Genomic DNA, 14637 nt, shown 5'->3' with positions numbered 1-14637 from the left:
CGAGCGGCGGTACGGGTGACGTTCCTCACCTCCGGCGACCGCTCGCTCGGGCGCCGGGTCAGTCCAGCGGGACGGACCGGCGGGCCGGGTCGCGCAGGTCGGTGCCGTGCGTCAGCCACCGCTCCTGGAGGGCCGCGGCACCGTGCACGCGCTTCCAGGCGGCCTCGTTCGGGGTCATCGGCAGCAGCGGCAGGAACCGCACGGGGTCGAGCGGCGGGTCCAGCTCCAGGTCCTCGACCAGGCCGCCGGGCTCGGCCACCAGCACGGAGGTGAAGGGAGCGCCGGGCCACAGCGGCTCGCCGACGTCCAGTGACGCGCCCGGCGCCACGACGACGCCCTCGACCTGCGGGGAGGCGGCGAGCACGGCGAGCGGGCGGAGCACCTTGTCGGTGTCGGCGCGCCCCGCGCGGACCGACAGGACCAGTTCGGCGCGCGGCCCCGCCACCGGGTCGGCGACCAGGGCCGTGGGGTCGGACATGGGCTGGGCGGACATGCCGAGCGTGGCGTAGCGGACGACGTCCCCCTCCTGGAAGCGGAGCACCTCGATGCGGTCGGTGCCGAGGAAGGTGACCGCGGCGCGGGCGTCCGGCTCGCCGAGCGCGGTGCGCAACCGGGCCTCGACCAAAGGAAGAACGTCAGCCATGCGGTGAGCATAGAACTCGTCAGGAGCGGGCAAAGCAGCACCTTGACACTTCAGTCGGCTGATACTCTTGGCCGGTGTTCGGGCAGCGCGCCAAGGCCCCTGGCAGGCCGTCGAGGCACTGAGGGAGCCGCGTTCCCGTCCGACGCCTGAAGACTCCCCTGCGGGGAACACCCCGTATCAGGGGGAATGGCTCGTCCCTCACGAGGGACCGACCGGAGGAGGTGGGGCTGTCATGGATCGAAGTCGACCGTGCAGTAGCACCCGCTCTTCCGGCCACTGACGGCCACTGACGTAGCTGCTTGGCTCTGGCCCGCCGCCGCCTTTCGCTCACGCGTCTTCACACGGAAGAGCACTTCGTTCGTTCTGCCTGATCTGTCTGACTGTTCTGTTGATCTGCATCAGCAGCTGAATCAGTAGCGAAGCTCGCCACCGCGACGGTGCGGTGCTCCCCGCTTTGTGGACGTGCCAAACCTCCTTCCCGTGCGCGATGTCGGGAAGACCCGCAGGACGTCCCCATTCCGGGCAGTTCCACCCGCCGCCGGCGGCCTTTCGTTGCTCGCGAAGGAGCCTGCCATGTCGATGATCCGTGACCTGCGCGCCGCGGTCCGGCCCTCGCGTCCCGCGCTGCGCAAGGAATCCGGCGCGTACGACACCACGCGCGACCCCCGCTCCACCAGCGCCGTCGTCGATTGCGCCGTCTACCGCGACGGCACCCGCGTCGAGACGGCGGGGCCGCTCACCCCGCACGAGGCGATGCGTCAGGTGCGGCGCGACGGCGGCTTCGTCTGGATCGGGCTGCACGAGCCGACCGAGGCCGAATTCGCCGGAATCGCCGGGGAGTTCGGGCTGCACCCGCTCGCCGTCGAGGACGCGGTGCAGGCCCACCAGCGGCCCAAGCTGGAGCGGTACGACGACTCGCTGTTCACCGTCTTCAAGACCATCCACTACGTCGAGCACGACGAACTCACCGCCAGCAGCCAGGTCGTGGAGACCGGCGAGGTGATGTGCTTCACCGGCCGGGACTTCTTCATCACCGTCCGGCACGGTGGCAAGGGCTCGCTGCGGGCGCTGCGGCACCGGCTCCAGGACGACCCCGAGCTGCTCGCCAAGGGCCCCTCGGCCGTGCTGCACGCCATCGCCGACCATGTCGTGGACGGCTACGTCGCGGTCGCCGACGCGGTGCAGGACGACATCGACGAGGTGGAGACCGAGGTGTTCTCCCCGGGCCGCAAGGGCGCACCGCGCGGTACGGACGCCGGCCGGATCTACCAACTCAAGCGCGAGGTGATGGAGTTCAGGCGGGCGGTGCAGCCGCTGATGCGTCCGCTGCAGCTGCTCAGCGAGCGGCCGATGCGGCTGATCGAGCCGGACATCCAGAAGTACTTCCGGGACGTCGCCGACCACCTGGCCCGGGTGCAGGAGCAGGTGACCGGCTTCGACGAGCTGCTCAACTCCATCCTCCAGGCCAACCTCGCGCAGGCGTCCGTCGCGCAGAACGAGGACATGCGCAAGATCACGTCGTGGGCCGCGATCATCGCCGTGCCGACGATGGTGTGCGGGGTGTACGGGATGAACTTCGACTACATGCCTGAGCTGCGCTGGAGGTTCGGCTACCCGCTGGTGCTCGGCGTCACCGCGATGATCTGTTTCGGGATCCACCGCACCCTCAAGCGCAACGGCTGGCTGTGAGGGCGGCCCGGATAGTCTGGGTCCCATGACTGGTGAGCTGCTCGACCGGGCCCTCGTCGAGGAGGCCACGAAGAAGTCCGGCCTGATCTGGGTCAAGGGCTCCGGCGTGCCGGCCGCGCGGGCGCTGTGGCATGTGTGGCACGACGGCGCCGCGTACGTCGTCGGCGACGGTCCGGGGGAGCAGCCGCTGCCGGGGCTGGTGGGCGGGGCGAGCGCCGAGGTGACGGTCCGCAGCAAGGACAAGGGCGGCCGGCTGGTCTCCTGGACGGCGCGCGTGGAGGAGCCCGCCGCCGGGTCCGAGGAGTGGGAGGCGGCCGTCGCCGAGTTGAAGGGCAAGCGGCTCAACGCCCCCGACGGCGAGGCGATGACGGAACGCTGGCGACGCGAGTGCCGGGTGGTGCGGCTGGCGCCGACCGGTGAGACGCACCCGCTGCCGCAGGGCTCGCTGGCCGCCGCGCCGGCGTCGACGCCGGCCACGACGCGCGAACCGATCCCGGCGGGGCTGCCCCGGCTCCTGAGGAAGCGCCGTCGCAAGTAGCCGGGCCGGCCGCTCAAGTCGTCGGCAGCTGGCGGCCGTAGTCGACCGTCTCCTCCTTCGCCGGCTGCTTCAGCTCGAAGTCCTTGCCCCACTCGGAGAAGCGGAGCGTGCCCGCGCCGCCCGCGCGCACCAGCCGCAGCGGATACGGGGTGCCCTCCAGGGAGACGTCGAGCGTGCCGCCGGCGCCCTCGTCGCCGGTGATGCGGACGGTGCGCACACCGGACTGCTCGTGGCGGCCGTCGGTCTTCAGGGCGCCGTGCAGGGTGAGCAGGCCGTCGAGGAGCTGGTCCTTGTCGGTGAAGCCGCTGAACCTCTTGTACGAGGGGTCGCCCTCGGGCACCTTCACGTACTTGCCCTCCAGCTTGCCCGCCGCCGCCTCGGAGTCGCCCTCCTCGCCGTCGCTCCAGAACTCCGCGTCGGCCATCAGGAACAGCTCCTCGCCGACCCGCAGCAGCCGGAAGGTGGCCCCCTCCGCGGTGACCGACCCGGTGCCGCCGTCGCCTTTCAGGCGCATGTCGAGGGAGTAGGTGTTCTTGCCGGCGACCACGGTCCCGGACAGGTGCACGGCCTCGGCGGACGCCGCCGCCTTCCGCGTCCGGGTCTGGATCTGCTCTGGCGGCAGCTTGCCGACCCCGTTCGTGCCCGCGTCGGGGTCCTCGCTGCTGCACCCTGTCAGCCCCGTTCCGGTCACGGCCAGTGCGCACATCGCGCTCACCAGTGCGGCCCGGCGGAGACGGCCGTGGAGCATCGCGGTCACAGGTTGGGACTGCCTTTCCGATCGGTGGTCCTGGGCGGCGTACGGCAGCGTACCGGGGCCAGGTGAAGCGGGCGGAGCCAGTCCGTCCGGACCGTTCTCCGGGGCGGAGCCGATCAGTACCGGCTAGCCTGAAGCCCACGCAAGCGGGCAATCGGAACAAGACAGACACCCGTGGGAGAAGGAGGCGCGGTCATGGCAGCGGGCGCCCCCCGGATCTTCGTCTCGCACCTGGCCGGTGTCGCCGTCTTCGACCCCAACGGCGACACCGTGGGCCGGGTGCGCGAGCTGGTCGTCATGCTGCGCGTCGGCCGACGGCCCCCGCGGCTGCTCGGCCTGGTCGTCGAACTGGCCACCCGCCGCCGGATCTTCCTGCCCATGACCCGGGTCACCGGCATCGAGTCCGGCCAGGTCATCACCACCGGCGTGCTCAACGTCCGGCGCTTCGAACAACGCCCCACCGAGCGCCTCGTCTTCGGGGAACTGCTCGACCGGCGCGTCACGCTGGTCGAGACCGGCGAGGAGGTCACCGTCCTGGACCTGTCGGTGCAGCAGCTGCCCGCCCGGCGCGACTGGGAGATCGACCGCGTCTTCGTCCGCAAGGGCCGCAGGGGCGGCGCGTTCCGGCGGGCCAAGGGCGAGACGCTGACGGTGGAGTGGTCCGCGGTCACCGGGTTCTCGCTGGAGGAGCACGGGCAGGGCGCCGAGAGCCTGCTCGCCACCTTCGAGCAGCTGCGCCCCGCCGACCTCGCCAACGTCCTGCACCACCTCTCCGCCAAGCGGCGCGCCGAGGTCGCCTCCGCCCTGGACGACGACCGGCTCGCCGACGTGCTGGAGGAGCTGCCGGAGGACGACCAGATCGAGATCCTCGGCAAGCTGAAGGAGGAGCGGGCCGCCGACGTCCTGGAGGCCATGGACCCCGATGACGCCGCCGACCTGCTCGCCGAGCTGCCCGAGGAGGAGAAGGAGCGCCTGCTGAGCCTGATGCAGCCCTCCGACGCCGCCGACATGCGCCGCCTGATGGCGTACGAGGAGCACACCGCGGGCGGTCTGATGACGACCGAGCCGATCGTGCTGCGTCCCGACGCCACCGTCGCCGACGCCCTCGCCCGGGTCCGCAACCCCGACCTCTCCCCCGCCCTCGCCGCCCAGGTCTACGTCTGCCGCCCGCCCGACGAGACGCCGACCGGCAAGTACCTGGGCACCGTCCACTTCCAGCGGCTGCTGCGCGACCCCCCGTACACGCTGGTCAGCTCGCTCGTCGACGACGATCTCCAGACGCTCGCGCCCGGGGCGGCGCTGCCGCTGGTCGCCGGGTTCTTCGCGACGTACGACATGGTCGCGGCGCCCGTCGTGGACGAGTCGGGTTCGCTGCTGGGGGCGGTGACGGTGGACGACGTGCTGGACCACATGCTGCCCGAGGACTGGCGGGAGACGGAGTTCCACTTCGACCAGGACGTCGAGGGGGCGGTCGCCGATGGCGCCTGAGCGCGAGGCGTGGCGCGAGACGGGCCGGGAGCGGGTACCGGCGGGCGCCACCGCCACCACGCGCAGCCGCCCCCGGCTGGACCAGCCGCGCCCGCCGCGCCGCCGGCTGCTGCCCGAGTGGGACCCGGAGGCCTTCGGCAAGGTGTCGGAGCGGATCGCGCGCTTCCTCGGCACCGGGCGGTTCATCGTCTGGATGACGTTCGCCATCGTGCTGTGGGTGGTGTGGAACGTCTCCGCGCCCGAGGCGCTGCGGTTCGACGAGTACCCGTTCATCTTCCTGACGCTGATGCTGTCGCTGCAGGCCTCCTACGCCGCCCCGCTGATCCTGCTCGCGCAGAACCGGCAGGACGACCGCGACCGGGTCAACCTGGAGCAGGACCGCAAGCAGAACGAGCGCTCGATCGCGGACACCGAGTACCTGACCCGGGAGATCGCCGCCCTGCGCATCGGGCTCGGCGAGGTGGCCACGCGGGACTGGATCCGCTCCGAGCTGCAGGACGTGGTGAAGGAGCTGGAGGACCGGGCGGACGGCAGGCGGGACGGGCGGCGGGTATTCCCGGCCGACCGGTCGGGGGCACGTGACGTAGACGACCGCTGACGGGCTTTCCCGGGTCCCCGCCGCGCGCCGTACCATCGTCCCTATGGCTACGGAAGACGCGGTGCGCGAGGCACTGGCGACGGTGAACGACCCCGAGATCAACCGCCCCATCACGGAACTCGGGATGGTCAAGTCGGTGGAGATCGGTGCGGACGGTGCGGTCGCGGTCACCGTGTACCTGACGGTCTCCGGCTGCCCCATGCGGGACACGATCACTCAGCGGGTGACCGACGCGGTCTCGCGGGTCGAGGGCGTCACGCGCGTCGACGTCACGCTGGACGTGATGAGCGACGAGCAGCGCAAGGAGTTGGCGGCGGCGCTGCGCGGCGGCCAGACCGAGCGGGAGGTGCCCTTCGCCAAGCCGGGCTCGCTGACCCGCGTCTACGCGGTCGCCTCCGGCAAGGGCGGGGTCGGCAAGTCGTCCGTGACCGTCAACCTGGCGGCGGCGATGGCGGCGGACGGGCTGAAGGTCGGTGTCGTGGACGCCGACATCTACGGCCACTCCGTGCCGCGGATGCTCGGCGCGGACGGACGTCCCACCCAGGTCGAGAACATGATCATGCCGCCGTCCGCCCACGGCGTGAAGGTGATCTCCATCGGCATGTTCACGCCGGGCAACGCCCCGGTGGTGTGGCGCGGCCCGATGCTGCACCGGGCGCTGCAGCAGTTCCTGGCGGACGTGTACTGGGGCGACCTGGACGTGCTGCTGCTGGACCTGCCGCCCGGCACCGGTGACATCGCCATCTCGGTGGCCCAGTTGGTGCCGAACGCCGAGATCCTGGTCGTGACGACCCCGCAGCAGGCGGCGGCCGAGGTGGCGGAGCGGGCCGGCTCGATCGCCGTGCAGACCCACCAGAAGATCGTCGGCGTGGTCGAGAACATGTCCGGGCTGCCCTGCCCGCACTGCGGCGAGATGGTCGACGTGTTCGGCACGGGCGGCGGTCAGACCGTCGCCGACGGCCTGACCCGCACGACCGGGGCGAACGTCCCGGTGCTCGGCTCCATCCCGATCGACGTCCGGCTGCGCGAGGGCGGCGACGAAGGCAGGCCGGTGGTGCTCAGCGACCCGGAGTCCCCGGCGGGCGCGGCCCTGCGCGCGATCGCGGGCAAGCTGGGCGGCCGTCAGCGCGGACTGTCGGGGCTGTCGCTGGGGATCACCCCGAAGAACAAGTTCTGACCGGGTTCCGACCGGCCGGACGGACACGGGAAGGGGCGCCGGCGCCGGCGCCCCTTCGTCACGTCCTGCGCGGGACGTACCGCGCGCCCGGTCAGGCGTACTGCGCGATGTCCTTGATCATCGCGAAGCCCAGCCCGTACGCGCTCATCCCCCTGCCGTACGCGCCCACGTGCACCTTGGACTCGGTGGATCCGGCCAGGACCCAGCCGAACTCCGACTCGCGGTAGTGGAACGGGGTGGGGACCCCGTCGACCGGCAGCGACAGCGTCGACCACTCGGGGCCGGCCAGGTCGTCCGCAAGGGCCCAGGCGGTCTCCGTCTGCTGCTCCAGCCAGTCGTCGCGCAGGCTGTGGTCCATCTGGCCGGGCCAGGTGAACGACAGCAGCCCGACGCCCGCGAGCCAGGCCGCGGACGACACCGTGGTCGCCTCCAGTACGCCCGTGCCGTCCGCGGTGCGCCGTACCGGGTGGGCCGCGACGGTCACCACGACCGCGAACCGCTCCCGGTCCTCCGTCCCCTCGTGCCGCACCGTGGGTTCGTCGCCGTGGCCGATGGAGCCGTGCTCCACCGCGCCGTCCGCCGTCGTGCCGACCTGCATCAGCCAGCGCGGTCCCATGAACGCCTCGTCGAGGCCGTACCACGGGAAGGGCGCGCGCAGGTAGCCGTCGACCGCGCGCCAGGCCGAGGGGGCGTGCGGTGCGCCCTCCGCGGCCGGCGCCTGCGCGACTGCCCTACTCGTCGTCTCCATGTGCCCGGACGCCTCCTCGCTCTCGTCGGACCGGTCGGCCCGCCCCCCATCGGGCGTACTCGTCCGGTCCGGACAACAACTCGGCAGCATAGCCACCCCGTCCCCGGGCGCCGGGAACACGCCCGTCGGGCGGCGGGGCGTCGCCCCTGCGCGGGCAGGCTCAGGTGGCGTCGGCGTCGAAGGGCGGGCGGTCGTCGGGCTTCTTCGTCATGTCGACGCGGTCGGCGGCGGGGGCGGCCGGCGCGGCGGTGGCGGAGGAGTCGGCGTCGCGGCCGTGGACCGCGTCGGTGACCTCGGCCATCTCCTTCTTGAGGTCGAAGCCGTTGCGGATTTCCTTGAGCCCCAGGTCGTCGTTGTCCAGCTGCTTGCGCAGGAACGTCTTGGGGTTGAGGTCCTCGAACTCGAAGTCCTTGAACTCCGGGCCCAGTTCCTGCCGGATGTCCTGCTTGGCACTCTCCGAGAAGTCCCGGATCTTGCGGATCGTGCGGGTGACGTCCTGGATGACCTTCGGGAGCTTGTCCGGACCGAAGACGAGCACCGCGAGGACGATGAGCGTCACCAGCTCGAGCGGTCCTATGTCATTGAACACCTGAAAGCTCCTTGCGATGTCCGGCCGGCACCACGGTACCCGCCGATCCCGTCCGGCCGGTACTGCCCCGTGCCCCCCGAGTGTGGGCAAGTGGGCGATTCGTCCCCTCTTCCCTTTTCCTGCATGGACGAATGGTCCGGACTGCGAGGTTCGTATGCGTTCGCTCAGCCGTCGCTCGAGCCGAGCACGAGGGAGAGCGTGCGCTCCTCCCCGTCACGGACCAGGGTCAGCTCCAGGCGGTCGCCGGGGCGGTGGGCACGGGTCTTGACGATCAGCTCCTCGCCGGAGTGGACCCGCTGCCCGTTCACCTCGGTGATGACGTCGCCGGGCTCGATGCCGGCCCGGTCGCCGGGGCCGCCGGGGACGACCGGGGGGCCGCCGTCGTTGTCCTTGACGCCGACGCGGGCGCCGTCCCCCGCATAGGCCATGTCGAGGGTGATGCCGATGACGGGGTGGGTCGCCCGGCCGGTGTTGATCAGTTCCTCGGCGACGCGCTTGCCCTGGTTGATGGGGATGGCGAAGCCGAGGCCGATGGAGCCGGACTGGCCGCCGCCCTCCTCGTCGTCCGGGCCGCCGCCGGCCGAGCGGATCGCGGAGTTGATGCCGATGACGCGGGCGCGGGCGTCGAGCAGGGGGCCTCCGGAGTTGCCGGGGTTGATGGGGGCGTCGGTCTGGAGGGCGTCCACGTAGGAGACGTCGCTGTCGTCGCCGCCGGCCGTGATGGGCCGTTCCCGGGCGCTGATGATGCCGGAGGTGACCGTGCCGGCGAGGTCGAAGGGGGCGCCGATGGCGACGACCGGGTCACCGACCTCGACGTTGTCGGAGTTGCCGAGCGGCAGGGGCTTGAGGCCCTTGACGCCCCGGACGCGGACGACGGCGAGGTCGTAGCCGCCGTCCCGGCCGACGATCTCGGCCTCGGCGGTGTCGCCGCTGTGGAAGGTGACGGTTATCTCGCCGTCGTCGTCGGCCGAGTCGACGACGTGGTTGTTGGTGAGGATGTGACCCCGGTCGTCGAGGACGAATCCGGTGCCGGTGCCCTGCCCGCCGGAGCCGTTGACGTGCAGGGTGACCACGCTGGGCAGGGCGCGCGCGGCGATCCCGGCCACGCTGTCCGCGGGCCGCCCGGCGGGCTCCTCACCTGCCTGGGGCAGCTCGATCTGTCCGACGCCGCCGTTGCGCTCCAGATAGGCGCCCACGACACCGCCGACGCCGCCCGACACGAGCGCGATCGCCGCTGCCGCGGCGACGAGCCCCCGCCTGACCCTGGTCCGCCGCTGGTCCCGGGTGAGCACACCGCCGCCGGTCTGCTGGAGGGGGGCGGAGGGGGACACGGGAGCGGCCCAGGGGTCGTAGCGGCGCCAGGGATCCAGGGAGGTGGGGGCGGGGGCGTCGGGGGTGGGCACGGGACCGGGGCCCGGGCCGGCCGTGGTGGGGACGGAGTCCGACACGGGGCCCGGCGCGAAGGGCGCGGGTGCGGTGAGGGGGGTGGCCGCGTCCGTCGAGGCGGGCGGGAAAGCGCTGTGCGGGGACGGCTCGGGCACACCGTGGGCCGGGGCCGCGCCGGACACCGGCAGGGCGGGCGCAGGGGCGGGGCCGTGCCCGACGGGGGCCGCTTCCGCCGTACCGGGCGGGAAGACGCCGTGCGCAGACGGCTCGGGCACACCATGGACCGGGGCCGCGCCGGACACCGGCAGGGCGGGCGCAGGGGCGGGGCCGTGCCCGACAGGGGCCGCTTCCGCCGTACCGGGCGGGAAGACGCCGTGCGCAGACGGCTCGGGCACACCATGGACCGGGGCCGCGCCGGACACCGGCAGGGCGGTTCCCTGCGCGGGCGTCGTGGCGGGGTGCTGTACGGGCGGGGCGGGCGCCCAGGGGCCCGGTTCGCCATAGGGAGGGGTGCTGTAGGGGTCGGGGTCGTGAAGCGGCCTGGGCCCGTCCTGCGGGGGCACGGCCGCGGGGGCGGTGCCGTCGGAGTCGGGCGCGGGCCCGGCCTCCGGCGCCGGGACGGGCTCGACGGCCTCTTCGCGGGCGGCCGGGCGGTCCGCCGCGAGCCCATAGGCCGTGGGGCGGTCCGCCGCGGACTCACGCGTCGGAGCGGACTCGGGCGCCGGACCGGACTCGCGCATCGCACCCGTCGCGGACGGAGGAGCCGGCACAGGAACGGCCTCCCCGTCCTCCGGCCGGCGCAGTGCGAAGTCGCCCTCCGCCGCTGCGGGCGGCTTCGGGCGTTCCAGTTCGAAGTCGCCGGCGTGCGCGGTGCCCTCCCGTTGCCCCGCAGGGTCCTGCGCGGGCTTCCCCTCGTTCATGCTCTCCCCACAGCCGGGCGCGGCCCGCTCGTCGTTGGTGGCCGCTGTCTTCGGTGCCACCTCGGATTCAACCAGGTTCGCGCGCCCGGGCGCAGCGGCGTCAGCGGGAGGGCCCCGGGGCGGGGGTGGGCTCCGAGAGCAGGTCCGGCGTCGTCGACCAGGCGGTCAGCGCGATCGGCGGGGCCGCCGAGAGCGGGCGTATGAGCGGGGACATGGCGGCCGCGCCCGCGACGACGGGCGCCGTGAGCGTGTCCACCGCCTGCCCGGCGCCGCCCGGCAGCAGCGGGGCGGACAGCTGTGTGGGAGCCGTCGGACTGCCGAGGGCCCGTCCGCCCTGGCCCTGTGCCAGCAGCGGGGCGACCGCGCGCCGCCGCTGGCCGTCGGGCGCCGTCGCGGCCCCCGACCCCGGCGAGCGCACCGGCGTCACATTGCTGCCGCTGCCCGAGCCGCCGCGGGTGTCCGTGTCGCCCGGCGTGCCCGTGGTGACGCCGCCCAGCGCGATGGCGGCCAGCGACACCGCCCCGGCGGCGACGAACGCGAAGCGCCGCCCGCGCGAGGCCGCGGCGCGCTCGGCCTCCTGACGGCCGACGTCATGGATGCGGAAGCCCGCGGCGGGCAGGTAGTCGAAGCCGAGACGCTCACCGCGTCTCATGCCGAAGACGCCGTCGCCGAGGCCTCCCCCCAGCGGCGGCAGTCCGCCGTCGTCGCGGTCGCCCGCCATCGGTCCGCCTCCGGGCAGGCCCTGCAGGCGGGCCAGGAAGCTCTCCGAGGGCGGCGGGGGCGCGGCCTGGGCGAAGACGTTCTTCAGCCGGCGCTGGGCGTCGACCTCCGCCTTGCACTTCGGGCAGGTCGCCACGTGCGCCAGCACACGCTCGCGCGTGTCATGACCGAGCTCTCCGTCGACGAGCGCGGCGAGCCGGTCTCCCAGGTGCTGTTCCGCCAGACGGTCCCCGGTGAGGCGGCCTTCGGCGGATTCGGGCCGTGTTCCACTCACGCGGACGCGCCCCCTCCTCCCAGAGCGGGCACCCGGGCGGCGAAGGAGCGGCGCTCGGCGCGCGCCTCCGGCGAGCGGTGCGCGAGCGCCTTGCGCAGCTGCGAACGGCCGCGGTGGATCCGCGACCGGACGGTGCCGAGCTTGACGCCGAGGGTCGCGGCGATCTCCTCGTACGACAGCCCTTCGATGTCGCAGAGCACGACCGCGGCACGGAACTCCGGCGCCAGGGTGTCCAGGGCCTGCTGGACGTCCGCGTCGAAGTGGGCGTCGTTGAAGACCTGCTGGGGGTTGGGCTCCCGGCTGGGCAGGCGCTCGGCCGCGTCCTCGCCGAGGGCGTCGAAGCGGATCCGCTGCTTGCGGCGGACCATGTCCAGGAAGAGGTTGGTGGTGATGCGGTGCAGCCAGCCCTCGAAAGTGCCCGGCGTGTACGTCGACAGCGAGCGGAAGACGCGGACGAAGACCTCCTGGGTGAGGTCCTCGGCGTCGTGCTGGTTGCCGGTGAGGCGGTAGGCCAGTCGGTACACGCGGCCACTGTGCGTGCTGACGATCTCCTCCCACGTGGGCGGAGTCCAAGCCTGCCCGTCCGCGTCGGTGGAGAAGGTCGCGGTCTGGGCACGGCCGCCGGAGGAACCGGCGGCGTGGCTGTGGTCAGCAGCGGTGTCGTTCACGGATTTCGGCCTGCCCGCCGACCCGAGGAAGCGCCTCAGCCCTCCTGCCCGGTCCACAGGCGCAGCCGCACCTCCCCTGTCGGCTCTGGTGGTGTCCAGTGGAGCCCCTACCATAGCCACCTCGTCCGTTAGCTCCGGATAAGCGGTTTTACGAGAATTTGATCTGGGCTGATACGGCTCATACGGCTGCGTCAGCACTTGCTCGTCGCCCCGCTGTTCGTCGTGATCCAACCGTGTCCCCCGCCCTCGTCTCCCGCCCTTCCAAACGTCCGGTCCCATCTGCGGGTTCCCGGCGGCAGCGGATACAGTCACGCCCAGGCAACCGTGGGGACAGGAGAGGGTCATTACCGGCAACCGGCAGACGAGCTGGGCGTTCGCCGACGCCTATGTCGCCGAGGACGAAGCGCTGCGCTGGGCCCGCGACCGGGCCCGCGAGGCAGGGCTGCGCTCGGTGTCGCCCGGCACGGGCGCCGCCCTGCGGTTGCTGGCCGCCTCGGTGGACGCCAAGGCCGTCGCCGAGATCGGCACCGGGACCGGCGTGTCCGGGATCCATCTGCTGCACGGGATGCGGCCGGACGGGGTGCTGACGACCGTCGACCCGGAGCCGGAGCACCAGCAGTTCGCCCGGCAGGCGTTCCGCGCCTGCGGCTTCGCCAGCAACCGGGCGCGCTTCATCCCCGGCCGCGCGCTGGAGGTGCTGCCGCGCCTGGCGGACGCCGGGTACGACCTGGTGTTCTGCGACGGCGACCGGCTGGAGGTGCTGGACTACCTCGCTGAATCGTTGCGGCTGCTGCGGCCGGGCGGGCTGGTCGCCTTCGAGGGCGTCTTCGGCGGCGGGCGCACCGTGGACTCGGGTCCGCAGCCCACGGAGGTCGTGCGGCTGCGGGAGCTGTTGCGGGCGGTGCGCGAGAGCCAGGAGCTGGTGCCGTCGCTCCTGCCGGTGGGCGACGGCCTGCTGTGCGCGGTCAAGCGCTGAGCCGCCCTCCGACGAGCAGGGCAGGTGCCCGGTACGCGTCCGCCCCGGCACCGAAGCGGCGCCGGGGCGGACGGAAGGGTTGGGGTCGTTCGCGGCGTCAGCCCACGACCTTCTTGAGGGCGTCGCCGAGCGCGTCGGCCTCGTCCGGGGTCAGCTCGACGACGAGCCGACCGCCGCCTTCGAGCGGAACGCGCATGACGATGCCCCGCCCCTCCTTGGTCACCTCGAGCGGGCCGTCACCCGTTCGCGGCTTCATGGCCGCCATGCTCGTTCCCCTTCCTGAAACCCAGCTCATCGTCAAAGCCGACGCGGCCCCCTGAAGGGCACGCGCGTCCTTCAGCAGGACGCGCGACACCGGCATCGAACACATTGCTTCCCAGCCATTATCCCGCATGGGACGACCCGATGACCAACATCGGTCGGCATCGCTTGGGCAACGCGCGCGAGCAAAACCACTCAATTCGGCGATGCGACTGCGATACTGCGCCACCTGCCGGACCTCGGCCGACCGGAAACTGCCGGAGATTCTTTGACGCAGGTCACACGCGCGCTCCGGCCCCGCGCCGCCGATCTCCGCCATGCTGTCCTCGATGACGGGCCCTACCGACCGGTAGGACCGAGCCGCGACACCGGAGGGGATGCCCCATGGCCGACACCGTGCTCTACGAGGTGAGCGACGGACTGGCGACGATCACGCTGAACCGCCCCGAGGCGATGAACGCGCTGAACATCGAGGCCAAGGAGGCCCTCCGGGACGCGGTCCGGTCCGCGGCCGGCGACGACGCCGTACGGGCCGTGCTGCTGACCGCCGCCGGCGACCGGGCGTTCTGCGTGGGGCAGGACCTCAAGGAGCACATCGGGCTGCTGGCCTCCGACCGGGAGTCGGGCGGGGGGCGGACCATGACCACCGTGCGGGAGCACTACAACCCGATCGTGCGGGCGCTCGCGGGCGCGGCCAAGCCGGTCGTCGCCGGGGTGAACGGTGTGGCCGCGGGGGCCGGGTTCGGCTTCGCCCTCGCCGCCGACTACCGGGTGGTGGCGGACACGGCGGCCTTCAACACCTCGTTCGCCGGGGTCGCGCTGACCGCGGACTCCGGGGTCTCCTGGACGCTGCCGCGGGTCGTGGGGCCGGGCCGCGCCGCCGACCTGCTGCTGTTCCCGCGCAGCATCACGGCGCAGGAGGCGTACGAGCTGGGCATCGCCAACCGCGTCGTCCCGGCGGCCGACCTGCGAGCGGAGGCCGAGACCGTCGCCCGCACGCTCGCAGAGGGCCCGACGGTGGCGTACGCGGCGCTGAAGGAGTCCATGGCGTACGGGCTGACCCACTCCCTGTCCGAGACCCTGGACAAGGAGGACGAGCTGCAGACGCGCGCCGGGGCCTCGGAGGACCACGCGATCGCGGTGCGCGCCTTCGTCAACAAGGAGAAGCCGAAGTACCTCGGTCGCTGACCGGCGGCGCGACGGCTCGG

The 14637-nt window shown here is 72.9% G+C and carries 15 protein-coding genes; 7 read left to right on the top strand and 8 right to left on the bottom strand.

Going from position 1 to position 14637, the window contains the following annotated elements:
* Positions 1-58 precede the first annotated feature (58 nt).
* Positions 59-643, bottom strand: coding sequence for a suppressor of fused domain protein (locus ABZY13_RS00450; protein ID WP_356626422.1), 585 nt, complete (start codon positions 641-643; stop codon positions 59-61).
* A 573-nt stretch (positions 644-1216) separates the two neighbouring features.
* Here ABZY13_RS00450 and ABZY13_RS00445 point away from each other — a divergent pair.
* Positions 1217-2332, top strand: a complete 1116-nt coding sequence (locus tag ABZY13_RS00445) for a magnesium and cobalt transport protein CorA (protein WP_356626420.1) — start codon at positions 1217-1219, stop codon at positions 2330-2332.
* 25 nt (positions 2333-2357) lie between these two features.
* Complete coding sequence (locus ABZY13_RS00440) at positions 2358-2870, top strand: hypothetical protein (RefSeq protein ID WP_356626418.1); 513 nt, start codon at positions 2358-2360, stop codon at positions 2868-2870.
* 13 nt (positions 2871-2883) lie between these two features.
* Here ABZY13_RS00440 and ABZY13_RS00435 read toward each other — a convergent pair whose 3' ends face one another.
* Positions 2884-3618 (bottom strand): hypothetical protein, encoded by a 735-nt coding sequence (locus tag ABZY13_RS00435; protein ID WP_356626802.1) that lies wholly within the window; start codon positions 3616-3618, stop codon positions 2884-2886.
* A 201-nt stretch (positions 3619-3819) separates the two neighbouring features.
* Here ABZY13_RS00435 and ABZY13_RS00430 point away from each other — a divergent pair, with 201 nt between their 5' ends.
* Genes ABZY13_RS00430 through ABZY13_RS00420 form a run of 3 tightly spaced genes read left to right on the top strand, consistent with a single transcriptional unit; the run spans position 3820 to position 6887 of the window.
* Positions 3820-5112 carry a CBS domain-containing protein gene (locus tag ABZY13_RS00430; RefSeq protein ID WP_356626416.1) on the top strand — a complete coding sequence of 431 codons (1293 nt, stop codon included), beginning with the start codon at positions 3820-3822 and terminating at the stop codon, positions 5110-5112.
* Positions 5102-5710 (top strand): DUF1003 domain-containing protein, encoded by a 609-nt coding sequence (locus ABZY13_RS00425; RefSeq protein ID WP_356626414.1) that lies wholly within the window; start codon positions 5102-5104, stop codon positions 5708-5710. The genes ABZY13_RS00430 and ABZY13_RS00425 overlap by 11 nt, the downstream gene beginning before the upstream one ends.
* A 43-nt stretch (positions 5711-5753) precedes the next feature.
* Entirely contained in the window at positions 5754-6887 is a 1134-nt protein-coding gene (locus tag ABZY13_RS00420) for an Mrp/NBP35 family ATP-binding protein (RefSeq protein WP_356626412.1), read from the top strand.
* A 91-nt stretch (positions 6888-6978) separates the two neighbouring features.
* Here the strand turns inward: ABZY13_RS00420 and ABZY13_RS00415 are convergent, their stop codons facing one another.
* The 5 genes from ABZY13_RS00415 to sigE all read right to left on the bottom strand — a co-directional run bounded on the left by ABZY13_RS00415 (position 6979) and on the right by sigE (position 12306).
* Entirely contained in the window at positions 6979-7635 is a 657-nt protein-coding gene (locus ABZY13_RS00415; RefSeq protein WP_356626411.1) for a hypothetical protein, read from the bottom strand.
* 160 nt (positions 7636-7795) lie between these two features.
* Positions 7796-8224, bottom strand: a complete 429-nt coding sequence (locus ABZY13_RS00410) for a sec-independent translocase (protein ID WP_356626409.1) — start codon at positions 8222-8224, stop codon at positions 7796-7798.
* A 164-nt stretch (positions 8225-8388) separates the two neighbouring features.
* A complete protein-coding gene (locus tag ABZY13_RS00405; protein WP_356626407.1) occupies positions 8389-10590 on the bottom strand; it encodes a trypsin-like peptidase domain-containing protein in 2202 nt (733 codons plus the stop codon).
* Between the two features lie 40 nt (positions 10591-10630).
* Positions 10631-11524, bottom strand: a complete 894-nt coding sequence (locus ABZY13_RS00400; RefSeq protein ID WP_356626406.1) for a zf-HC2 domain-containing protein — start codon at positions 11522-11524, stop codon at positions 10631-10633.
* Positions 11521-12306 (bottom strand): RNA polymerase sigma factor SigE, encoded by a 786-nt coding sequence (sigE, locus tag ABZY13_RS00395; protein ID WP_356626405.1) that lies wholly within the window; start codon positions 12304-12306, stop codon positions 11521-11523. Before sigE ends, ABZY13_RS00400 begins: the two co-directional genes overlap by 4 nt.
* Before the next feature lie 163 nt (positions 12307-12469).
* Between sigE and ABZY13_RS00390 the strand changes: the two genes are divergently transcribed.
* Positions 12470-13168, top strand: coding sequence for an O-methyltransferase (locus tag ABZY13_RS00390; protein ID WP_356626800.1), 699 nt, complete (start codon positions 12470-12472; stop codon positions 13166-13168).
* Between the two features lie 97 nt (positions 13169-13265).
* On the opposite strand, the gene ABZY13_RS00385 is transcribed toward ABZY13_RS00390, so the two are convergent.
* Entirely contained in the window at positions 13266-13433 is a 168-nt protein-coding gene (locus tag ABZY13_RS00385; protein WP_003966491.1) for a DUF3117 domain-containing protein, read from the bottom strand.
* A gap of 380 nt (positions 13434-13813) precedes the next feature.
* On the opposite strand from ABZY13_RS00385, the gene ABZY13_RS00380 reads away from it, so the two are divergent.
* On the top strand, positions 13814-14617 hold the full coding sequence (locus tag ABZY13_RS00380; protein WP_356626404.1) for an enoyl-CoA hydratase-related protein: 804 nt from the start codon (positions 13814-13816) through the stop codon (positions 14615-14617).
* Positions 14618-14637 lie beyond the last annotated feature (20 nt).

The sequence above is a fragment of the Streptomyces sp. NPDC006610 genome (assembly GCF_040611575.1).
In the GTDB taxonomy this organism is placed as follows: domain Bacteria; phylum Actinomycetota; class Actinomycetes; order Streptomycetales; family Streptomycetaceae; genus Streptomyces.
The sequence above is the reverse complement of the archived record's forward strand: the minus strand, read 5'-3'. Positions and strand labels throughout refer to the sequence as shown.